The sequence below is a fragment of the Acidobacteriota bacterium genome (assembly GCA_004299485.1).
GTDB lineage: Bacteria > Acidobacteriota > Terriglobia > Terriglobales > SCQP01 > SCQP01.
Genome location: SCQP01000020.1, coordinates 23,602 through 44,217 on the forward strand (window position 1 = coordinate 23,602; position 20,616 = coordinate 44,217).

The 20,616-nt window shown below is 64.7% G+C and carries 20 protein-coding genes and 1 tRNA gene; 7 read left to right on the plus strand and 14 right to left on the minus strand.

Annotation, left to right across the window (positions count from 1 at the left end):
- Positions 1-21 precede the first annotated feature (21 nt).
- The 5 genes from EPN33_14520 to EPN33_14540 form a co-directional block, all read right to left on the minus strand.
- Positions 22-1,935: a CocE/NonD family hydrolase gene (locus EPN33_14520; GenBank protein TAN20580.1), complete on the minus strand. Its 1,914-nt coding sequence runs from the start codon at positions 1,933-1,935 to the stop codon at positions 22-24.
- A gap of 19 nt (positions 1,936-1,954) precedes the next feature.
- Positions 1,955-4,567 (minus strand): ComEC/Rec2 family competence protein, encoded by a 2,613-nt coding sequence (locus EPN33_14525; protein TAN20581.1) that lies wholly within the window; start codon positions 4,565-4,567, stop codon positions 1,955-1,957.
- Between the two features lie 82 nt (positions 4,568-4,649).
- Positions 4,650-6,410 (minus strand): ABC transporter permease subunit, encoded by a 1,761-nt coding sequence (locus tag EPN33_14530; GenBank protein TAN20582.1) that lies wholly within the window; start codon positions 6,408-6,410, stop codon positions 4,650-4,652.
- Entirely contained in the window at positions 6,407-7,732 is a 1,326-nt protein-coding gene (locus tag EPN33_14535; protein TAN20583.1) for a nitrate/sulfonate/bicarbonate ABC transporter ATP-binding protein, read from the minus strand. Before EPN33_14535 ends, EPN33_14530 begins: the two co-directional genes overlap by 4 nt.
- 13 nt (positions 7,733-7,745) lie before the next feature.
- Positions 7,746-8,174, minus strand: coding sequence for a hypothetical protein (locus EPN33_14540; GenBank protein TAN20584.1), 429 nt, complete (start codon positions 8,172-8,174; stop codon positions 7,746-7,748).
- Between the two features lie 47 nt (positions 8,175-8,221).
- Between EPN33_14540 and EPN33_14545 the strand changes: the two genes are divergently transcribed.
- From EPN33_14545 to EPN33_14555, 3 genes are all read left to right on the plus strand, one after another.
- On the plus strand, positions 8,222-8,860 hold the full coding sequence (locus EPN33_14545; GenBank protein TAN20585.1) for a hypothetical protein: 639 nt from the start codon (positions 8,222-8,224) through the stop codon (positions 8,858-8,860).
- Positions 8,861-8,956: 96 nt separating this feature from the next.
- On the plus strand, positions 8,957-9,346 hold the full coding sequence (locus EPN33_14550) for a ribbon-helix-helix protein, CopG family (GenBank protein TAN20586.1): 390 nt from the start codon (positions 8,957-8,959) through the stop codon (positions 9,344-9,346).
- Positions 9,347-9,355: 9 nt separating this feature from the next.
- Positions 9,356-9,679: a type II toxin-antitoxin system PemK/MazF family toxin gene (locus EPN33_14555; GenBank protein ID TAN20587.1), complete on the plus strand. Its 324-nt coding sequence runs from the start codon at positions 9,356-9,358 to the stop codon at positions 9,677-9,679.
- Positions 9,680-9,687: 8 nt separating this feature from the next.
- Here the strand turns inward: EPN33_14555 and EPN33_14560 are convergent, their stop codons facing one another.
- Genes EPN33_14560 through EPN33_14575 form a run of 4 tightly spaced genes read right to left on the minus strand, consistent with a single transcriptional unit; the run spans position 9,688 to position 12,633 of the window.
- The gene (locus EPN33_14560; protein TAN20588.1) at positions 9,688-11,211 is read right to left on the minus strand and encodes a hypothetical protein; all 1,524 of its coding nucleotides are present in this window, start codon (positions 11,209-11,211) and stop codon (positions 9,688-9,690) included.
- Positions 11,212-11,213: 2 nt separating this feature from the next.
- Entirely contained in the window at positions 11,214-11,759 is a 546-nt protein-coding gene (locus EPN33_14565) for a DUF4252 domain-containing protein (protein ID TAN20589.1), read from the minus strand.
- Complete coding sequence (locus EPN33_14570; GenBank protein TAN20590.1) at positions 11,756-12,106, minus strand: hypothetical protein; 351 nt, start codon at positions 12,104-12,106, stop codon at positions 11,756-11,758. Before EPN33_14570 ends, EPN33_14565 begins: the two co-directional genes overlap by 4 nt.
- On the minus strand, positions 12,103-12,633 hold the full coding sequence (locus EPN33_14575; GenBank protein TAN20591.1) for a sigma-70 family RNA polymerase sigma factor: 531 nt from the start codon (positions 12,631-12,633) through the stop codon (positions 12,103-12,105). Before EPN33_14575 ends, EPN33_14570 begins: the two co-directional genes overlap by 4 nt.
- 293 nt (positions 12,634-12,926) lie before the next feature.
- Here EPN33_14575 and EPN33_14580 point away from each other — a divergent pair, with 293 nt between their 5' ends.
- The gene (locus EPN33_14580) at positions 12,927-14,090 is read left to right on the plus strand and encodes a hypothetical protein (protein ID TAN20592.1); all 1,164 of its coding nucleotides are present in this window, start codon (positions 12,927-12,929) and stop codon (positions 14,088-14,090) included.
- A 67-nt stretch (positions 14,091-14,157) separates the two neighbouring features.
- Positions 14,158-16,596, plus strand: coding sequence for a hypothetical protein (locus EPN33_14585; protein ID TAN20593.1), 2,439 nt, complete (start codon positions 14,158-14,160; stop codon positions 16,594-16,596).
- Here the strand turns inward: EPN33_14585 and EPN33_14590 are convergent.
- Entirely contained in the window at positions 16,586-16,801 is a 216-nt protein-coding gene (locus EPN33_14590) for a type II toxin-antitoxin system VapB family antitoxin (protein TAN20594.1), read from the minus strand. The two genes, EPN33_14585 and EPN33_14590, sit on opposite strands and share 11 nt — an antisense overlap.
- A gap of 58 nt (positions 16,802-16,859) precedes the next feature.
- Here EPN33_14590 and EPN33_14595 point away from each other — a divergent pair, with 58 nt between their 5' ends.
- On the plus strand, positions 16,860-17,342 hold the full coding sequence (locus EPN33_14595) for a rhodanese-like domain-containing protein (protein TAN20595.1): 483 nt from the start codon (positions 16,860-16,862) through the stop codon (positions 17,340-17,342).
- Positions 17,343-17,456: 114 nt separating this feature from the next.
- Here the strand turns inward: EPN33_14595 and EPN33_14600 are convergent, their stop codons facing one another.
- From EPN33_14600 to EPN33_14615, 4 genes are all read right to left on the minus strand, one after another.
- The gene (locus EPN33_14600; protein TAN20596.1) at positions 17,457-18,413 is read right to left on the minus strand and encodes a hypothetical protein; all 957 of its coding nucleotides are present in this window, start codon (positions 18,411-18,413) and stop codon (positions 17,457-17,459) included.
- An 85-nt stretch (positions 18,414-18,498) separates the two neighbouring features.
- Positions 18,499-18,801, minus strand: coding sequence for an XRE family transcriptional regulator (locus tag EPN33_14605; protein TAN20597.1), 303 nt, complete (start codon positions 18,799-18,801; stop codon positions 18,499-18,501).
- Positions 18,798-19,073 carry a type II toxin-antitoxin system RelE/ParE family toxin gene (locus tag EPN33_14610; protein TAN20598.1) on the minus strand — a complete coding sequence of 92 codons (276 nt, stop codon included), beginning with the start codon at positions 19,071-19,073 and terminating at the stop codon, positions 18,798-18,800. The genes EPN33_14605 and EPN33_14610 overlap by 4 nt, the downstream gene beginning before the upstream one ends.
- 187 nt (positions 19,074-19,260) lie before the next feature.
- Positions 19,261-19,353, minus strand: a tRNA-Ser gene (locus EPN33_14615).
- A gap of 516 nt (positions 19,354-19,869) precedes the next feature.
- On the opposite strand from EPN33_14615, the gene EPN33_14620 reads away from it, so the two are divergent.
- Positions 19,870-20,520: a hypothetical protein gene (locus EPN33_14620; protein ID TAN20599.1), complete on the plus strand. Its 651-nt coding sequence runs from the start codon at positions 19,870-19,872 to the stop codon at positions 20,518-20,520.
- The last annotated feature ends 96 nt before the right edge of the window (positions 20,521-20,616 follow it).

Genomic DNA, 20,616 nt, shown 5'->3' on the forward strand with positions numbered 1-20,616 from the left:
CACGCGGCAGTGAGCCTGTCGCTACTGTTGCCGCGCGACCGGCAGGTCGATGTAGGTGGCGTGGCCGGGCGCGTGGTAGATGCGCTGGGTGGCTTTGACGTAATCCGCAGGCCTGGCCTTGAAAATATTGGAGACGAAGGTCTGCGGGTCGCGGTCGTAGAGCGGGAACCAGCTCGACTGAATCTGCACCATGATGCGATGGCCGGGCAGGAAGACGTGGTTGGCCACGGGCAGGTTGAACTGGTACAGCAGCGGCTCGTTCGGTGTCAGCGGCGCCGGATGTGACCAGCTCGTGCGGTAGCGACCGCGGAAAATGTCCATGGCCACAGCCAGCTCGTAGCTGCTCATGTCGGGCTCTACGAAATCGCGGTTGGGATAGACGTCAATGAGCTTGACCACCCAGTCGGAATCGGTGCCGCTGGTGGAAGCTACCAGATGAACTTTGGGAATGCCGCTGACGCGCACGGCATGGGTGAGCACCGGGGTTTCATAAATCTCGACGTCGGGGCGGCCGGAGACCAAACGCTGATCGCCCACCAGCCACTCGTGCCAGGTGGCTGATTGTGCCGCCGGCACCGGACGCGGCCGGTACGGCACCGGGTTGGCAGGATCGGAGACGTACTGGTTGTAGGCCTTGCCGCTGGCCGCCGGCTTCTCGAAACCGAGGCCGTGGTCCGCCTGCAAATAGAGCGGCTGGTACTGAATGCTGCAATCGCCGCCGCAGGCGGGCCAGCTTGCGAGCTGCTCCCAGCGATTGGCGCCCGTTACGTACGCATTCACGTGCGCCAGATGCGCATCGGGGCCATCGGCATTGAGGTGCTGCGCCAGAAAGGGCAGCAGGATGTGTTCGGTGAAATAGGCCGAGGTGTCCGAGCCGAACTGAATCGCGCCCAGGTGCGTGCCGCCGCGCGCTTCCTGACCGTGATACCACGGCCCCATGGCCAAATACAAGTTGGGGCGGTCGGAGGGAATCGCGTCGAGCGCGCGATAGATGGCGAGACCGCCGTAAATGTCTTCCTGGTCCCACTCGCCGGCGACCAGCAGCGTGGGTACGGTCAGCGGCTCCTGGGCCAGAATCCTGTCGACCGCCTGTCCCTGCCAGAACGCGTCGTACGACGGGTGCTCGACCAGCTTGCGCCAGAAGCCCACTTGCTGCATGCCGTGCTCCTCGGCGACTGTGCTGGCGTTACCCGCCTTCAACCACATGGTGTAGTCGTCGGTGTAGTTCTGCCACCATTTATGAACGCCGCCGCGCGAGGAGTCCTGCTGATAAATGTAGGGAAGAAACTGTTCGCGAAACGCGCCGTAGTGAAACCAGTCATCGCCGCGCCAGCCATCGACCATCGGATTTTCCGGAATCGCCGCCGCCAGATGCGGATTGGGATGTACTAGCGACATCGCCGCCTCGAAGCCGTCGTAGGAAATGCCGATGGTGGCGACCCGGCCGTTGCTTTCGGGCACGTTCTTGACCAGCCAGGAGATGGTATCCGAGCAGTCGGTGGCATCGGAAACGGGCGTCGGGTTCAACGGCCCGAGCACATAACGGTTCATGATGTAGTCGCCCTCGGAGCCGTACTTGCCGCGCACATCCTGAATGACGCGGATGTAGCCCGCGCGCAGGATGGGATCGTTGGCCGCAGAGCGCAGCCGGCCGTCGGCGTTGTAGGGCGTGCGGGTGAGCACGATGCCGGCATGGGTGACACCCTTGGGAATAAGGATGACGGTGTTGAGCTTAGTGCCGTCGCGCATGGGCACTGCGGCGATGCGCACGGTGTAGGGCTGCGGCTGCTGCGGTGGAAGGAAGTCCGCTGGGAACTCCGACGGCAGCACCGGGTACTGCGAATGTTGCGGGGCTTGCGCGACCGCGGCGGCGACGCAAAGCGTCGCAACGAGCAGAACCGTTGCGTGGCGGGTGTAGGCGCGTGGGGTAGCCATAACGCGCCCATTGTAATCGCTAAGTTCCGGGAATGCGACGGAATAAAAATACGTGCAGGCGGCCATTTTGCAGCCGGCACTGGATGGCGCCATCGCGGTCGGTACGGAAAACCCGCGCGCCGGCACGGCGCAGGTCGGCCAGAACCTGGGGTGCGGGCTGGCCGTAGGAATTATCGGCGCCGACGGAAATGATGGCCGCCTGGGGATGCACGGCGGCCAGAAACTGTGGCGTCGAAGAGGTCTTGCTGCCGTGATGGCCGACCTTGAGCACCGCGCTCAGCAGGTGCAGGTGGTGATCGACCATCCAGTGCTCGCCGACGCCTTCGGCGTCGCCTTCGAGCAGCATGCTCTCACCGTTGTAGGTTACACGCACAACCATCGAGTCATCGTTGCTGGGCGCGGGGCCGGCCTGATACGCGGGCCGCGGCAGCAGCACCGCAATCTGGCTGGCGCCCACGCGGAAGACATCGCCGGTGTCGAGCCGGCGCAGCCGGGAATTGCCGGCGGCGACCTCGCGCAGAAAGGCGTGCGTGGGCGCATCGGTAGGCAGCGTACGCGTGACCCAGACTTCGCGCGGGCGAAAATCATCGAGTACGGTGCGGAGGCCGCCAAGATGATCGTTGTGCGCGTGGGTGAGCAGTACCGCGTCCACGCGATGCAGGCCGAGCGACCACAGAAAGGGCGCGATGATTTCCTGGCCGGTATCCCAGCGCGGGCTGCGCGGCCCGCCATCAACCAGCATGGTGCGTCCATCGGGAAAGGAGACAAAGATCGAGTCGCCCTGGCCGACATCAAGGATCGTCGCGCTCAGCCCAGGCGGCAGCCGCGGGGAAAAAGGCGCCAGCGCCAGCCCCAGTGCGAGCGCGGCGGCGACGGCGCTGAAAACGGCCACCTGCCGCCCCAAACGCTGGCGCTGTTTCCCCGCAGTGCAGGCCATCAGCCAGGCGATCAAGCCCGCGCCGCACAGCAGCAGAAACCAGCTCGGCGGCGAGGGCATGCGCCAGTTCGCTGCCGGCCAGCGCGCCATCCAGGCGGCGAACCACAGCATGGCTTTGGCGAAGCCGGTTGCGGCAGCGCCGACCCTGTTCCAGGGCAGCAGAACCGCCAGCCAACCCAGCGGAATCAAAATTCCGGCGCCAGTCACCAGCACCGCATTGGCCAGCACCGACCAGGGGTTGGCGCGATGGAAATAGACGGTGTTGAACACTGCGAGGCCCACTTGCAGCACCAGCGAAATCAGAGCGACGTCGTAGATGAAAATGACAAAGCGCAACGCCGAAGGCCACACGCGCCAGCCCAAAGGCTTCCAGATCGTCGCGAGATTTTCAGCGATGCGCCGCAAGTCGAGCCGCAACTGCGCCAGCTTGGGCGCAAAGGCCTCATCGTAAGCCACGTTCTGCAAGCGCTTGGTGGCGCGCCGCCAGCCATGCGAGCCGGCGAGCAGCAGCGGCAGCGCCACCCCGGCGAGCAGCAGCGCCGCGCCAAACGACATTTGAAACCCGGCGCTGTACAAATCGAGCGGGCGCCAGAGCAACAGGATCAGTGCCGCCGCGCCTACCGCGTTCAGTGCCTGTCTCTCGCGGTACCATAATCGGGCGCAAGCGTAGAGCGCCAGCATCAGCAGCGCACGTAGCGTAGGCGTGCGCCCGGCAATCACCCAGGCGTAGCCGGAGAGCAGCAAGAGGCAAATCAGACCCGTGACCACCGGCGAGCAGCGCAGCCATTTGAGCAGCGTCCAAAGAACCCACGCCAGCACGCCGATATGCAGCCCGGCAACCACCAGCAGGTGGTAAACGCCATCAATCTGAAAGTCGGTGCGCGTGGTTTCGTCGAGCCGCGCCACGTCGCCCAGCAGCATGCCGCGCAGCAGGGCGTTGGCGCGGGGAGCGCGCGCCGGCGGCGCCAAGGCATCGAGCCGCGCGCTGAGCCATCCCCATACGCGCGCGCGGGCCGCAGCGATCGGGCTGCGGCGCTGTGCCATCGGCCAGCGCCGCCAGGCGTCGAGCGGCAGCGTCGCGGTGACCACGATGCCCTGGCGCTGTTCCTTGGCGCTGAAATCCGGCACACCAGGATCGCCATACGAGCGCAGCGGCCGCAGATGCACATTGACCGCCAGCCCCGCGCCCGCCTGCAATTGCAGCAGTGCCGAATCCCAGTGCAGGCCGTTCCCCTTGCGCGGCGGATAGGCGTAGAGCCGCACGCCGCCGCGAGCAGGCCGTATGTCGCGGCTGGCGTCGCCGGCCGACAGACTAATGGCTTGCAAGTCGAGCCGCACGGCGCTGGGCGTGCCGCTGTCGTACAGTAGCGTGGGCCGGTCGCGAAGATAGCCGGTGACAAACACGCGCTCCCGCGGCTGCTGCTCAAGCACCCAGGCCGTGGCAACCAGCGCGCCGCCCGCGTGTGGTGGCTGCCGCAGCGCGCCGCTCGCGCGCGCATAACCAAGCAGCAGGCAAAAGGTCAGCGCCAGCGCCGCCGCCGTTCGCCGCCGCTCACGCCACACCGCCACCAGCGCCGCAGCCGCAAGCAATAACAGAAGCCACAGCGCTCCATGCGCCAGCCAAAGGTCTGAACCGCTGGCCGCCACCGCGATGCCGCAGGCGAGCGCCAGCGCCGCATAAAGCAAGGGTTGCACTCGGCGCCATCATAGCGGCCCAGGGCTTGCGGGCGCATCCCCCCGCTCGGGTGTATTTCGAACTGACTTACTGAAATACTTCTCACCCCTCCAGCCGGAACCGCGTATCCGCCAGCCGGTACAGCGGCCGCCACACCAGCCGGTTCAGCAGCACGACGACCACGGCCAGCGCGACTGTTGCGGCCAGCAGCAGGCGGAAATTGCCGGTGTCGGTGGCGTGGCTGATCAGCGCGCCGATGCCGACGGTCGCAAAAATGCGGCCGCGGAAGTGAAAATACTCGGCAATGATGCTGGCGTTCCAGGCGCCGCCGGAGGCGGTAATCAGGCCGGTCACGAGATAGGGAAAAATGCCCGGCAGAATCAGCCGCCGCCACCGGTCCCAGCGCCGGAAGCGGAACACGCGCGCCGCCTCGCGCAGTTCGGTGGGTAGCGCGGTGGCTCCGGCGATCACATTAAAGAGGATGTACCATTGCGTGCCCAGCAGCATAAGCACGATCGCGGCCAGCTCCATGCCGCGTCCCCAGCCGATGAGCAGCAGCAGCACCACCGGGAACAGCGCCGTCGCCGGAATGGACGCGGCGATTTGCGCCAGCGGCTGGGCGATGCGCGCGAGCCTCGGGTTCAACCCGATGGCGACGCCGGTGGGGATGGCCCAGGCGGCGCCAATCGCCAGCGTCACGAAGACGCGCACCAGCGTCGTGCCCAGGCCCTTGCCCACGTCGGCGACCTCGGCAGGGCTCAGCCCGCCCAGCAGCATCGCCGCGCGCGCTACCGCGTAGGCGATGACCAGAATGCCGGCGGCGGCAAGGCTACGCCGCGCCCAGCGTCGCACGCCGCTGGGGGGCGCGCCGGACTGCTCGGGCGGAATACGCGCGGCCCGCATGGCGATGCGCTCGGTGAGCGGCGCGACCACGGCATCGTGCAAGCGCGCCAGCATTTGCGACTGACGCAGCCAGTCCAGCATCCAGGAACTGGCCGATTCGGCGCTCGCGCCCTGCTCCAGCTTGAATTTCTGGGACCAGGCGATCAGCGGCCGCCACAGCACCTGGTCGAGCAGCACGATCACGATAACCATGGCGGCGATGCCCCAGAGGATGGCATGCGTGTCGCCGGCGCCGGCTGCCGTTTGCAGGTACGATCCCAGGCCGGGCAGGCGGAAGTCGCGGTTGCCCAGCTCGAACTGCTCGCACGCCATCAGGAAAAACCAGCCGCCCGCGACCGACATCATCGAGTTCCACACCAGCCCGATCGTCGCCGCCGGCATCTCGATTTGCCGGTAACGCTGCCACCAGGTAAAGCCATAAAGGCGCGAAGCTTCGCGCATTTCGCTGGGAATGCTGCGCAGCGAGGCGTAAAAGCTGAACGCCAAATTCCACACCTGGCCGGTAAAGATCAGCAGAATGGCGCCCATTTCGATGCCGATCTGCTGGCCCGGAAACAGCGCCACCATGCCCAGCATCACGCCCGGCAAAAAGCTCAGCACCGGGATCGACTGCAGAATGTCGAGTAGCGGGATCAGCAGCCGTTCGGCCGTCGCACTGCTGGCGGCCCAGTAGCCGTAGGCGATGGCGAACGCCAGGCTGAGCACGTAGGCAATGAGCATGCGCAGCAGCGATGCGCCCGCATAGCCAAACAGAAACCATGGATTGCTCTCGATGACGACGTGCGGCGCCGCCGGCCCGAGCCAGTTACTCGCCACGTGGGCGAAGGCGTAGATGCCCGCGAAGACGGCGGCAAAGAGAAAAATATCACTGACGTGCGGCCACGCGCCCAGCGGCAGCAGCGACCACGGCCCCCCTCGCGCGCCGCTCGGCTGCTCCGCGGGCTGGCGGCGCTCGCTCATTCTTTTCCTGGTGGAGAAACCGGTTCGGCCGCGGTCAGCAGCCCGGTTTCGGCGTCATAGTCGAAGAGTTCGGCGTAGCGGCCCCAGTTTAACGCGGTGTCGAGCTGGCGCTGCACTTCGGCTTCGCTGAAGTGCTCGTCGAGCAGATCGTGGAAGAAATCCTCCGGCATGGTATGGTCCGCCTTGGCGCGCAGCGTGCCTTCCATCAATCGCAGCAGCGCCACATGTTCCAGAGCCGCGTGGCGGAACAGTTCCTTGCGCTGCAAAATGTCGGCGGCGGCAAAGGCTCGGCCCTCGGGCGTGATGTCGGCATCACCCTCGGTGAGTTTTACAAAGCCCAGCAGCGAGGCGGCTTCGAGTGTGGGCAGCAGGTCGTCGAGTTCCATCTGCAGGTCGTCGGCCAACTGGTACAGATCGGCGTGGCCGCCGCGGTCGACCAGCAGCTCGAGTAGACCGCTAATGCCGCCCGGCAGCGCATGCGGCAGCATGGGGTAGCTGGGTGCGCCCGGTCGCGCTGCCGCGGGAACGCCAGGGGCGGGCGGCAACTCGGCCTCCGGTCGGGTCATGATGGTGTAGATGTAATCGACGTATTCGGTGAAGCGCGCTTCTTTGCGTTCGCGCGGGTGCGCCAGCGGCACCGCAAAATCGGCGCGGATGCGGCCAGGATTGCGCGCCAGCACGATGACGCGATCCGCCAGCAGCACGGCTTCTTCAATATTGTGGGTCACCAGGAAGATAGCCCGCGTCGGCAGCTTGTGCTGCAGCCACAAATCCATCAGCTCGCCGCGCAGGTTTTCGGCGGTGAGCACGTCGACGGCCGAAAATGGCTCGTCCATAAACAGGACTTCGGGCTCGACCGCCAGCGCCCGCGCCAGGCCCACGCGCTGCTTCATGCCACCGGAAAGCTCTTTGGGAAAGGCGGTTTCAAAGCCGTCGAGGCCGACGGTGTCAAGCATGCGCAGCGCCCGCGCTGTGCGCGCCCCTGCATCCAGGCCGCGCGCTTCCAGCGGCGCTTCGACATTTTCCTGCACCGTCAGCCAGGGAAACAGCGCGAAGCCCTGAAACACGATGGCGGCGTTTGGGACCTGGCCGCGCAGCGGTTCGCCATGCCAGAGCACCGTGCCGCTCGATGGCGCTGCCAGCCCGGCGAGCATGCGCAGCAGTGTCGATTTGCCCGATCCCGACGGTCCCAGCAGCGCCAGCACCTGCTCCGGGTACACGGCCAGATCGGTCGGCGCGATGACCTCGATGCGCCGTCCTTCCGGACCCGGGAACCACTTTTGCACGCTCCGGGCTTCGATGATGGCGGGCGCCGCGGCCAAACTCCGGGCCCCGCTATCCCCGCGCTGCTTGCGCTGTCTGCTTCTGGTTTTCGCGCATGCGGTTCAGGATTTCCTGGGCGTTCGGCCGCGCCAGGACCACCTTCTCCAGATTGGTCAGCATGTTGGGAGAATTCTGCTTCTTTCTCAGTTCTGCGAGGAACGGCTGGATTTTAGCAAACACGAACATGTGCTCGCCGTTGGTGGCGTTAAACATCTCCTGGTCGATGGCGCCCTGCAGCACCAGTGCGCAGGCCATGTCCCAGAACGACACGACTTGGCGCAGGTAGGCACTGTTATCGCTGCGTAGCGTAGCCATGTAGTCGTCGGCGCTGGCCGGGTGAAACTCCTGCGCAAACCAGGTGCGCGCCTTGCGCATCACCGTTTCGCGGCGCAAATCGTACAGTTTCAAAATCAACCGGGCGTCTTCGTGTTTTGGCGGCATGAAATTCCTCCGCCTTTCACGCTACCATGTCCCGAGGAGCTACTCGCATGCGCCTTCGCTGCCCTGTCACTGCCCTGAGCCTGATTGTCCTTGTTGCCGGCCTGCCGCTCGTTGCTGCGCCGGGCGCCATCGTCACACCGACGGCAGGGACAGTTGCCATCAATGGCCAAACGGCCAGCGCCGGCTCGGCACTCCTGCCCGGCGACGTGATTGCCACCAACGCCAACGGCAGCGCGCGGCTGGTGCTGCCCGGCGCCTCGCTTCTGGCCGCCGCCAACACCCGTTTTCGGATGGAGAACGCCGGTGGTACGACGCAAATCCGCCTGCGATCGGGCCTGGTCGAAATTGCCGGCCAGTTGCCGGTTGCGGTGGCGGCGCGCATCGTGTGGCCCGCGAGCGCCCGCAGCCGCTTCAATGTCTATGATTTCTCCGGTGAAGTCTATGTGACCGCCGTGACGGGTGCGGTCGCCATCCGCTCCGCCGCCGGCGCTTACGCCGTACCGGCGGGCAAGACCGTCAAGTTCCGCGATCCACAGGCGCTGCCGCCGCCGGTCGCCATGAAAGGCCCCGGCGTGCCGTTGCTCACCGTCGCCGGCGAAGCCCTGGCCGCTGCCGCCGCCAGCGGCGCCATTGTCTACTTCGCCAGCCGTTGCAAGCACTGCGTCGTCAGCCCCGCGTCGCTGTAGGCTGGGGTTGCTGAGTGCGCTGGGGCGCCCTAACTACGGGCACAAAGTACGCCGGACCCCTCAGGCTTGCGGCCATGCTGTGGAATATACTGTGGTATGGGTTCAACAGCAAAACGCGGGGGCCGCGCCGTTCGCACGGCGGGCCGCGCATCTCGCGCAGTAGCGAACCGCCCACGGCAAAAAACACGGCGTGGATCCAGCAACGCTGGGGCTGCCAGGTTCACCGTGGACGATCCACGCGAGGCTCCGCGCCCGTCGATGATCGTGCAGGTGGTGCTCGACGACAAGCTTCTGCAGGCGGCCAATCTTGAGGCGCGCCGCACCAAACGCAATCGTTCGGCGCTGATACGCGAGGCGTTGCGCGAGTACCTAAGGCGGCAACAGATCAAGGCATGGGAAGATCAGGAGCGCGAAGGTTATAAGCGCATTCCCGAAGACATCGAAGAAGCCAAGTTTTGGGAAAGTCAGGCCGTCTCTGAGGACTGATATGCGGCGATGGTGAAGCGAGGGGAGGTGCGGCTCTACACCTTTGCTCCCCCGGACAAGCGCCGGCCGGTTGTCGTTCTCACCCGCGACAGTGCGCTGGGGCTGCTGTCGATGGCTACGGTCGCGCCGGTTACTTCATCGATTCGCGGCGTGCCCTCGGAAGTCGTGCTCAACGAGGATGACGGCATGAAATTCCCTTGTGCGGTGAATTTGCACGGCGCGATCACCGTCCGCCAGGACCGCTTGGGGCCGCTGCTCGCCCAGCTCAGCCCGAAGCGCATGGAACAGGTTTGCGCCGCGCTGCGCTTTGCGCTCGGCTGTGATTCCGACTGAAGTGAGGCTCAGAAGGTCGGGCCCAGCGTCAGGAACCAGCGGTGGCCTTCATCGGGCGTGATGCCGAAGTAGAGCTTGAAAAACGTCTTCCGGCGGTTGTCGTTGAATAGCAGGCCCGCGCCCCAGGTGTGGCGCATGTTCGAGCGCGTGAGCTGGGAGCGGACGTCGTAGACCTGACCGATGTCGCCGAACAGGAAGGCGCCGAAATCGTCGGAGAAATAATGCCGGTATTCGAGGCTCGAAGCGACCGCGTTCAGGCCATAGAAGCGATAGGGCCGGTAGCCGCGCAGGAGGGAGCTGTCGCCCAGCCGCGCCAGATCGAAGAAGGGCACCTGTTCGCCCGGCTTGGCGACGTTCCAGATGCTGAGGCCGCGCCAGGCGAGCCCATCGCTGAACTCCGTCAGCGGCAGATAGCCGCGCGCGTCGGCCTGATAATGCCAGTAACCGAAGTTGCTGTGGCCGGTGCCGTTATTGTCCGACGCGCTTAGGCGCAGGTAAACGCCGCGATGTGGGCTGAGCGGAAAATCGCGCGTGTCGAGCTGGAAATAACCGAAGGTGCTGAGTAGATTGGCGCCGCGCGCCAGGCCGGGAATCGCGCTCGTCGCAAAGATCGCCTGGGCGTTGGCGAAGCCGCCCTCGCGGCCGCCAAACACGCGGGTGCCGGAGTAGTCTTCGCCCACGCCGAAGCTGAGCGCCTGCGCCGGCCGTACGCCAAACGTCAGCCGCAGGCCGCGCTCCTGCAAGTCGTACATGGCGCGCTGCGCCGGGCTGGTGGGACCGAGGCCGAAGAAATCTTCATTGGGGCTGACCTGATAGCGGCCGGTCAGATCGAGGCTATAGGTCTGCAGGTTGCCGCCCGTGGGATCGAAGCGGAAGCCGAGCGTGGTCTTGAGATAATTCTCAAACGTGACCTGCGCGCTGCCGTGCACCTGCACCATGTTGATTACGCCCGCAGGTGTAGCGAAGGCGATGCCAGGCCCGAAGCCGGAGCCATCGCCCAGGCCGCCCCACAGGCCCCGCACCACGGACTTGTTGCCCCAGAGAATGATGCCCTCGCCTTGCAGACTGTCAAGCACGGCCTGCGGATCGGCGTTGGCCATCACCAGCGTGGCCTGGCCGCGTTCGAGCAGGCAGACGACGGTGGTCACACGCGCGCCTTCGGGACGCGCGAAAATCCAGGTCTCCTTTTCGCCGTAGCGCGCGGTGCGATGCTCGAGCAACTGCCACGGCGGTGTGAGCGCGGCTGCCAGCACCGCGTTGAGTTGCGCACGTTCGGAGGGCGACGCCTCGCCGGGCAGATCGAACAGCGCCAGATGGGTATCCTTCGAGCCGATATGGCCAGCGCCACGCACGAGCAACTGCGAGACGCCGATCAGGCGGCGGTGATGCGGCTGCGCGTGCAGTGCCCGTGAGACGCGCTGGGTGAGCTGCGCGAAATCGGTGGGCGCAGCGGCGGCTTGCGCGGCGAGTGCCGCCGGCGTAAGGGCGGCGAGAGCGAGGGTGAGGATCGGGACGAGCGTACGGTTTTTCATGGCTAATTCCTCGGGTTCACGCTGGGGATGCCAAAGTGCCCGCCAAGCTGGCTGAGCGCGGCCGGATCAATCGGCCCCACCAGGTTCACCACCCGCAGCTCGCGCGGGTAGGCGGCAATGATCACCATGCCGGCCACGCCTTTGCCGGCGGCCATCAGGTAAATGTCCACGGTGCGGCAGCCGCGGTGGCTGTGGACGCTCATAATGCGCGACCACCCCGGTGCGTCAAGCTGGTGGTGAATTGCGGCGAGGTCGCGGGACGAATAGTCGTCGCGGTGGCCGAAGCGGAAGCTTTTGACGTAGACGCCCTGGAGTTGCTGCAGAACACGGCGCGCCTGGCCGTTGCCGTCGTTTGCCTCCTTGGCCGAGAGCATCCGGATGCCGACTTGCAGCATGGGACCGTCGAGGGTCACGTCGCTGACCTCCGCGGCGCGCTGCGCCAGGCCGTTGAAGGTGAGCTGAATGCGGCCCGGCTGCTGGGCTGCGAGCGCGCCTGCTAGCGCGGCCACCGTGAGCATGGCGTACAGACAATGGACGAGCTTTTTCATCGGTCTGCCCCTCTCTGGCCGGCGTGCATGTCCTCGGCGATTTGCGCTTCAGCCCAATTCAGCTCGCCGGTCGTGATCTGTAGCGCATACGCCAGCCGCGCTTGCGCTTCCTGCGCCCGTTGCGCCTGGACTTGCCGCCGGTGCACCACACCGATAGCGATATACGCACACGCCGCCAGCAGCAGGGCGCAGAGGCTGACCAGGGCCGCGCGCTGCTGCAGCCAGGGGCCATGGGTGCGCGCGCGGGCCTTGCGGGCATGTGCCAGAATGCGCCCGGTCAACACCGCAGGCGGGTCCTCGCTGCGGTACAGATCATGCAAATGTTGTTCCAGTTCGGCTTCAGTCATTGCTGCTCCAGGTGGGCTTCCGCCACGTCCGATGGCCGTGGCGGCGTGAGACGTAATTTCAAACTCGTGAGGGCGTGCCGTAGTTTCTTGCGGACGGCGTTTTCCGGGATGCCGAGCACCCGCCCGATATCGGCCGGCTCCAGGTCTTCCTGATAGCGCAGTACCAGCGCGACGCGCGTCGCCGCCGGCAGGGCGGCAATCAGCCGTGCCAGCCGCTGCGACAGCAGCGGATCACGCCCGGGCGCCCCGGCTGCCGGGCTCGCGGCCGCGTGCACGTCGCGTAACGGCAGCCAGCGCCGGAAGCGTTGCCGCCGCATCTGGTCAATGCAGCGCCGCGCGGTAACGCGCCGGAGCCAATACACCAGGTGCGCAGCCGACTCGATCCGGCCGCCATGTTCGAGCAGCGCCAGGAACACATCCTGGGCGATCTCTTCGGCGAGCGCGCGGTTGCGCAACGCGTTCAGCGCCATGCTGAACACCATCCGCTGGTGCTCCCGCACCGCCTGCTCGAATGCCTCCGTCTCCATCGGCTTCTACTGTGGAATACGCACCAGCCCCGCCCACCCGCAGATTTATTTTGTGCGAATGTGAAATCGTTGAAGGAAAAGCCTGCGAAAGATCGATCCCTATTGCCGAGGTGGTCCAAATGGGCCTTGGAGGCAACCGCTTCGGATTCCGGACGGCAATACTGACTGTCGCGGTAGCTTTGGCGCCGTGTCTGGCTGGGCAGATTACCGGTTCCCGAGAGGGGCCCCGCACGGCCGCTCGTGTGTCGCCGGGGAACGTGGCGCAACCGAGCGCACGTGACCAGGGGATTACGGTGAAAATGAAAGATCAGTCGATCTGGCTGCCCTTGAACAGCTCGGCGCCGGTGCACATCAGCATGACCAATAGCAAACCCGACCGGGCCTGGTACATAAGCGCCGTGTCGTTCCGCGACCCGTCCGGCGCTGCAGATACCAGTTTTCTGACCGGCTCCGCAGTCAATGCCTTCGCTATGTGCCAGGACGCGGCCGGAAAAAAGGGTGCAACCTGCGCCAGTCCCCTACCCGTAACCACCTGCCCGGAAAATATTCTCAGCAAGACCTGTGACCTGATCGTCTGGTTCAGCCCGCGCCAGATAGGCCTGACGGAGGAAGCTTTGGCGGTGACATTTGTCGAGTACCCGCAGCAAGGGGGTTCCGTCACGCGCACAACGATCTCGGTGCCGGTGCTGGGAGGCGCGGCGGATGGCTGCCCCGCGCCGGCGCATACCTGGCTGCCGCTCATGGGCGCACCAGCGCCGGTGGTACAGTGCTGGTTCGACGACGCCTCGGGTTCGTCGCCTATCGCACTCGCTACCCAGATGAGCTTCTTGTACTCGGCTTCGGCCAGCACCTTGACCGTAGGCGCCAATCTCGTATCGCTACGCTTCGCACCCGGCTTCGATTTGACCCTGAGCGGCAAGGTCAACTCGGTCGGCTGCCCGGACGCGTCGAACTGCCCCGCCGGCAGCAGCACCGCGAAGCCGACGGCACAACAGGAGAGTGTGGAGCAGCTCCTTCACGGCGGCAATCTCGTGATCCGGGGCCAGTGGCCGCTGTTGCAGAAGGGCCTTGGCCCTGCTCAGGTCCTCGCTATTTTCGCACCTTCGCTTGGCGCCAACGTGTCGGGCTCGGGGGCGAGATCCAACGTCACTGCCGGAATCGTGCAACTGCCCGTTGAGGTCTATAGCGATGTTTTCTCGCTGAACAACACCGGCGACATTTTCTGTGATTTCAGTTTCGGGCGCGAAATTGCTCCTGAGGCGATTGCCACGCAAGCCGGCATTGGCAATCATACATTTTGGCTTCGCATGTTCGGCGCGGGAGTCGATTTCGGCAGTGTCCGCTTTTCCGCCCAATACTCCTGGGGACCGAACGCAAGTGGTTCCCAGCCAAAGCCTTTCAACCAACTGATTCTTTCCCTACAAGCTTCCCCGGGGAAATTGCTGAGCTCGCACTGATGGCCGCCGGTCGTTGGACTCGCTACTCCCGCTACAATAGACCTATTCGGTTCTGGCGAGAGCAGCTATGCGAGTTTTCGGCGCACGATATCCCGTTTCGTTTGCCTGCTTTGTGCTTGCGCTGGGCCTTTTGACGGCCTCCGGCGCCGCTGCGCAGGGCGCTCCCTGCCCGGGCGGGCGTTTCGTGACCGGATTTCAGTTGCAGGTCAGTGCGCCGGGGCGAAGCGCCGCGATCCCGTTTACCCAAATCAACAATCTGGATCAGGGTGACGTCCTGCACTACGCGCCGCAGGCGCTGCCGCCGGAGTGGCGGAAATCAGCGCGTGTCGCAGCGCTGCTGGTGCCGGCCGCCTATAGCGCCAGCGCCCATCTCGCGGTCTTTACTGGACGCGCCGACCGGACCGCGTCCTGGAAAGTGCCCGAACAGACGGCTGCGATTGCATTTCTGTTTGGCCCCAAGGGCCTGAACGCGAACAATACGCGCCGCATGCTCGACCAGCATCCTGAGTTGGTAGCTCATTTCATCACCTACGCTGAGCAGGCCTCACGCGTCGAAGCGCTGGTGGCACTGCTGGCGCGCTATGAGAACTCGCCGCCGGGTACGCTCGACCTGAATACACTGCTCAAGCAGTATTCGCGGGAATATGGCGTCGCGATGCCTAAGGCGAACCCGGCACTGCCGCCGGATCAGGAGGCCGCGGTGATGCTGGCCGCGGTGGCGCCGCCGACGGCCGAGCCTGGCCCCTCGAAGCATGCCGACCTCACTGCCGGTTCGACCAGCACGGCGACCGCGTTGGCTACGCTCTATTACGGTCCGGTGATGGGGCTGGCCAGCGACGCCATGCCGCTTTTCCGCGCCCTGCACAAGACCATGTTTCCGGGAATGCAGTTTCAGGGCGCCTTCGCGCAGCCCGACGCGGGTGGCGCGCGCTTGTGCGGCGCCAACACTGCGCCGCCGCCCAACAAGCATACCGTCTATATATGGATGGCGAACTTGCCAACCGGCACAGCGCCGTCGGTGCGCTTGGCCAAAGCCACAACCGCGACGCTCGCAGCGGGCACCAATGCGCGCCTGCAGGTCACCTGTGCCAGCGTGGCGCAATTGCGTGACCTGATGCGTGCGCGGCAGTGGGAATTGGTTCCGGTCAAGGGCAAGCCCGTGTCCATCAAGGTCCAGGTTGCTCCCGGAGCTTTAAACGATACGCTCACGCTCGATCTGACGCATGATTCCCATTTGACCGGCGATTATTACCTTGCCGCCATGTGGGATTGGACGCCGGTCAACGTCGCCGGCACGATCGCCGTGCAGGCGCCGACCGGACTGCAAGGCGCCACGCTCGCGCCCGGCGATGCGGCCAGGCTGATTGCCGAGGGGGGCGTAGTCACAGTGACAGTGGCCGGCACCAATTTCTCGCTCGTGAACAAGGTCGAGCTGGCCGGCGCGAGCGAGCCGTTCGCACTGGCCGACGGCGGCAAGCAGTTACACGTGACGATCGACACCGCGCAACTGGCCGCTGGCGTGCATCAATTGCGACTGGAGCAGGCCGCCGGCAGTGCGCGTGAGCTAGCGCTTACGGTGCTGCCGCCCAACCCACGCGTCGATGCTTTTCGCGCCAACGTGGATGAGGGCTCACAGAGGATCACGCTTCACGGCACGCACCTGGAGCGGATTGCACGTCTGACCAGCGCGGATGCAGACATCACGCTGGCCAGGCTGCCGGCCTCGATTCCCGCGAATGGCCTCGACCAGCGCCCAGCAATCGTTCACTTGACCGCCAGCGCGCAGCCCGGCCAGGTTCTTTCCGCCAAGGTCTACGTCGTCGGCTCAGCCGACCCGCTCGGGCTAGCCCACGCAATCAACGTACTCGGTCCGCGGCCACGCATCAGTGCAGTCGATCAAAGCGTGAACGCCGGCCAAACGGTGGCGCTGAAGCCCAAGGAGCTGCCCGCCGACGCCACCGTGAATTTTGCCTTCACCATCGAGCACGCGCCGCCCGTGACCGAGGTACATCTGCGCTGCCAGTCACCCAATGACCAGATTCAGCCGCTGACCCTGCACGCCGGCGACACCTCCGGCACCGCCGAGCTGGAATCGAGCGGCAACGGACGTTACTACCTCGCCGCCGTGGCTGGCAAAATCGGCGCCCCTGGCTGCGACCTGCAGATGATCGTTCCCGACGCCTCCGCCGGCAACTCGAACGCCTACCTCCTCGGCCGCGTGGTGCTGCTGCCCCGCATTCATTCCCTGACGCTTTCCGATCAGAGTGCCGCGCCCGGCGAATTTGCCGGCACGCTGAGCGGCGACAACCTGCAGTTGATCGCTAAAACCGGCTGGAACGCCTCGACCGGCATCCCCGTCACCAGCGTCCCCATGCGCGTCAATCCGTCCTCTGCCGCGCAGACGCTGGCCATCGCCATGCCCTGGCCGCCGCCCTCGCCCCACGCCCCGCTCTACATCTGGCTGCGCGGCGAATCCCGCGGCCGCGCCACCACCGTCACGCAATAGGCTGCCTCGGCCTGCGTCGTGCGATCTTGTAGTCGTAGGCCGGATCGAAGTCCACCTGTCCGAACATCTCGATCAGGCGCAGCCGCTCCTGATGTGCGATGTACTCGCGCAGCGCGGCGGTCGCAGCTTCTTTTTTAGTCCGGTGCCCGCCGACTCGCTTCGCCGCCTCGATCAGCCGGTCATCGATGGTAACCCGGGTGGGCATAGGTCAACAGTAGCGCACCGACGGCGTACAATTACGTCCAGAGCGGGAGGCAAGGCGAATGCGAAAGGCACAACGTACCGCGGTGATGGCAATTCTTCTGGGCGGCGTGCTGGCGCTGGGCAGCGTAACCGTCGGCGCGCAGAAAAGCGCCCAGCGCTGGACGACAGCCGAGACGGTCATGCCCGATGCACTCGTGAAGGAACTCAAGAATCCAGACCGTACTGCGCGCCCAGTCGTAGTCTGCGCTGGCTTTCAGGTCCTCTATCGCGGCGCGCATGTTCCCGGCGCCGCGTTTGCCGGACCCCCCTCGCGTCCGCAAGGCCTGGCCGCCTTGAAGGCATGGGCCGCCCCGCTGCCGCGGACAACCAATCTGGTGGTCTACTGCGGTTGCTGCCCCATGACCAAGTGCCCCAACATCCGCCCCGCGTTTGCCGCCCTGCACGCCATGGGCTTCACCCGCCTGCGCGTCCTCGTGCTCCCTCGCAGCTTCGCCAAAGACTGGGTCTATCGCCACCTCCCCATCGCCCGCGGCACCATGTGACCCCCGCGAGTCGACAGGCTTTCAGAAATAAGTCGGAACAGGTGCTTCGTCCTTCGCCAACTGACTGCAGAGTCAGTGTGCCATACGAACCTCTTGGGAGGTGGCCGCACCGGATCATTTCGCTGTCGAGACGCCGGTCGGCGGGTCACCCCGCTTCGAAAACGCGAGCTGGTCGAGATACTTCTCAACCGTCGCGCGTTGGTCGATGAACTTGGCTCGCATATCCCGGTCCTGGAGAATTATCCCAAGCGCCCGCCGTACGCATGTCTCGAGTCCGTAAAGACTCTCTTCAGAGATGCCCATTTCGTGAGCGGCACCCGCACGAACGCCGTGTACGATCTTCGAGCGCAGACCGTAGCTGCGCTTCATGAACGCGAAGATCTTGCGCGAATCTAGGTCATCGTCGCCGATGAAAAATGCTATGCGCTGGGAGATCCTGAATGCCAGCTCTCCGGAACTCGTGCCAAACAGAGATTCCAGCGCCATCCAAAAAAGAAGGAAGCGCAGGTCGTACGCCATCGTACGCAGCGCAATCGTTAGCGTTCGGATTGCCGCCCACGGCGAGGAGGCGCGTGGGATCGCAACCAGCGTTTCGTAAAATGCGGCGGCAGCCTCCAGATCTGGCTCGCTGTACTGCTGATCACGTTCCCTGCGGAGACACAAGAACGGCTGATGCCCTGCCTCAACGCTCTGTATGACGAACTCGCCGTTCGACTCTGGGGCATGGGCGACAAAAGTGAAACCGACGGGTGTGGGACGACGCAGCCACAGCGCGAGATTAACGATGAATGCCTGCTCTGCTTTGGCGTCCTGGATAGAGTGTGGCATTCCCTGCACCCACCCAGGGTCAGGCGCGTGCAGCGCCTCGGCCGCGTAATCGAACAACAGACAATGCGAACATTCCTTGAGGAGCGCGCGATCGTTTCCGCTCAAGCAGCGGTTAAGGATTCCGGTGTCGCCCCGTAGCCAATCGGGGATCGGGGCGATCGTCAAGCCCGGTACAAACGGGTAGGTGCGGCCGGCGTCGAGACGCAGCCAAAGCAGGGGCACTGCCGTGTTAAACCGAGGCATAACCCAGCTTACACGTCACTTTGATGCGCTGAAGCGCCAACGGGCACGCTGCCCGCGCCGGGATGCGTGCCGTGATTAGCCCGTTCTACGCTGCTCGATTGCGGCGTATCCGTACCCGGACTTCGACCCTTGCGCCCAGCCGGTTCAGGATGAGCATAAGCCGGTCCACGGTGAACCGGCCCAGGTTCGCATTGCGGATGCTCGAAAAATCCGCGGCGGCGATGCCGGTTCGTCGATTTGCTGCCCGCACGCTCAGATGCTCACGGTCGGTAGCCTTGATGATCTCAGCCGCGAGGAGCGCCTTGAACTGCTCTACGTCGGCGCTGTCGCGCTTCAGGTCGCGAAAGACATTTCCGCTCCCTCGCACCACGTCGGTTTTATCTTTCATGCCAGCATCTCCTTCAACCTTTTCAGCCGTTCTTTGATCAGTTCGATCTCGAGTTCCGGCGTTGCACGGCCCTTTTTCGCCTTTTTCTGGAACGCGTGTAGCACCCAGATGTCATCGTCGAGCTGTACGGCATAGACGGCCCGGTACGCTTCGCCCTTAAACGGCAAGGCGATTTCGAAGATACCGGAGTCGAGACCCTGCATTGGTTTGGCGACGTCGGCCTTGGCGTCCTCGGCGGCAATTGTCAGTGCGCCGAGACATACGGAGTGCACGCCTGCGGGGACCTCTCAAAGTCCCGCAAAGCAGGTTTAAACCACGAGATTGTCCCGGTGTTCCTAGTTTCCCCCACGGCTCCCGCGCTAGGCCCACGAGTGTTGCTATATATGACAACAAATGCCAACGAGCCTTGGCATAGGACAGTCAGGATGCGGATTGAATTGGCTGAAATCGACTGAAATCTGGCGGAGAGGGGGGGATTCGAACCCCCGGTACAGCTTTTGACCGTACAACGGTTTAGCAAACCGCCGCCTTAAGCCACTCGGCCACCTCTCCGGCTTTCCTGAATAGTACGGCTCGCCCCTCATCATAGCAGGAGGGTCGCCCGCGCCGCGCTCATGCCGTTTCCTTGAGAGCCGTGACCTCGCCGGCAGGGATGCTGTACACGAGCGCCCCAAAGCCGGCCGAGCGTCGCGGCAGACGGTGCTCGCTACGGATGACGTGGGCGACCTCAGCAGCGGGGAACAGCGAGGTCTGCCAGGCGTAGGCGCGCCGGTCACCAAACTCCAGCACTCGCGCAATGGCGTTCCGGCTCGAAGTCCGCTTGTTTTGCGTCCCCCAAAAGCGCTGCCAAGTCGCTAAAGCCGCATCTAACCGTCAATATGACGGAAACGAAATCCGCGTCCTGTGCGTCTGCCTATTAGATTGAGCTTTACCAAATTGACCAACCGACCGCGCGTTCCCAGCGTCTTGATCTGTGCCGGCCTAACGGTCGTGGCTCTGTCCTTGACCGGATTGTTGCCTCGGGCCGCGTGCCAACAGAGTACGCCGCCAGCCAGCAAAGGGGCGGCCTTGCCCGGCCCGCAGCAGGCCCATAAGAAGCAGAGCAAGAAGCAGCCCAAACCCGCAACGGAGAAGTCGCCCAAGCACATCTTCTTCGTGATCCCTGCCTACAACGTGGATTACCAGCACAAGTTCGTGCCGATGACGCAGCACGAAAAATTCCTCGAATGGGCGCAAGGCGCCTACGACCCCATCGGCCGGGCGGCGGATGCGGTCGAGGCCGGCCTCGAACACTCCCGCAAAGACGGCTTTTGCGGCTACGGCAGCGGCCTGGATAGTTACGGCAAATGTTACGGCTCGGCTATGCTCGATGCCAATATTTCCAGCTTCTTTGGCGATTACCTGTTCATCTCCTGGCTGCACCAGGACCCGCGCTACTTCCGTCTGGGGCCGCAGGCGAGCTTCCGCGCGCGCGTCTGGTACGCGGTGTCGCGGGTCTTCGTCACCCGAACCGACAGCGGCGGCTGGACCTTCGCCAGCGGCGCCACCGCAGGTTCGTTGCTGGCCGCCACTGGCTCAAACCTGTACTACCCGAAAGACGAGCGCAACTTCAATCACACCGTTTCCCGCCTCTATTGGGACTTCGGCGGCACCGCGATCTTCAATCTTGAGGCTGAATTTTGGCCCGATATCGAGCACGGAGTCGGGAAGATCTTCTGACGGAGGCCGCGTCGCGCCGGTCGGCAACCGAATGGCAAGAAGGGGACTGGTACATCCCGTTGTGGCTCGCCACTTTTTGCCCTGGTCGCTCCCGTT

Bases quoted from the DNA above. Each gene is read 5' to 3' on its own strand.
- EPN33_14550 (TAN20586.1), top strand. From the start codon at position 8,957: ATGGGTTCAACAGCAAAACGCGGGGGCCGCGCCGTTCGCACGGCGGGC.
- EPN33_14585 (TAN20593.1), top strand. From the start codon at position 14,158: ATGCGAGTTTTCGGCGCACGATATCCCGTTTCGTTTGCCTGCTTTGTG.
- EPN33_14590 (TAN20594.1), bottom strand. From the start codon at position 16,801: ATGCCCACCCGGGTTACCATCGATGACCGGCTGATCGAGGCGGCGAAG.
- EPN33_14575 (TAN20591.1), bottom strand. From the start codon at position 12,633: ATGGAGACGGAGGCATTCGAGCAGGCGGTGCGGGAGCACCAGCGGATG.
- EPN33_14605 (TAN20597.1), bottom strand. From the start codon at position 18,801: ATGAAAGATAAAACCGACGTGGTGCGAGGGAGCGGAAATGTCTTTCGC.
- EPN33_14570 (TAN20590.1), bottom strand. From the start codon at position 12,106: ATGACTGAAGCCGAACTGGAACAACATTTGCATGATCTGTACCGCAGC.
- EPN33_14545 (TAN20585.1), top strand. From the start codon at position 8,222: ATGCGCCTTCGCTGCCCTGTCACTGCCCTGAGCCTGATTGTCCTTGTT.
- EPN33_14555 (TAN20587.1), top strand. From the start codon at position 9,356: ATGGTGAAGCGAGGGGAGGTGCGGCTCTACACCTTTGCTCCCCCGGAC.
- EPN33_14600 (TAN20596.1), bottom strand. From the start codon at position 18,413: ATGCCTCGGTTTAACACGGCAGTGCCCCTGCTTTGGCTGCGTCTCGAC.
- EPN33_14595 (TAN20595.1), top strand. From the start codon at position 16,860: ATGCGAAAGGCACAACGTACCGCGGTGATGGCAATTCTTCTGGGCGGC.
- EPN33_14520 (TAN20580.1), bottom strand. From the start codon at position 1,935: ATGGCTACCCCACGCGCCTACACCCGCCACGCAACGGTTCTGCTCGTT.
- EPN33_14530 (TAN20582.1), bottom strand. From the start codon at position 6,410: ATGAGCGAGCGCCGCCAGCCCGCGGAGCAGCCGAGCGGCGCGCGAGGG.
- EPN33_14560 (TAN20588.1), bottom strand. From the start codon at position 11,211: ATGAAAAACCGTACGCTCGTCCCGATCCTCACCCTCGCTCTCGCCGCC.
- EPN33_14540 (TAN20584.1), bottom strand. From the start codon at position 8,174: ATGCCGCCAAAACACGAAGACGCCCGGTTGATTTTGAAACTGTACGAT.
- EPN33_14565 (TAN20589.1), bottom strand. From the start codon at position 11,759: ATGAAAAAGCTCGTCCATTGTCTGTACGCCATGCTCACGGTGGCCGCG.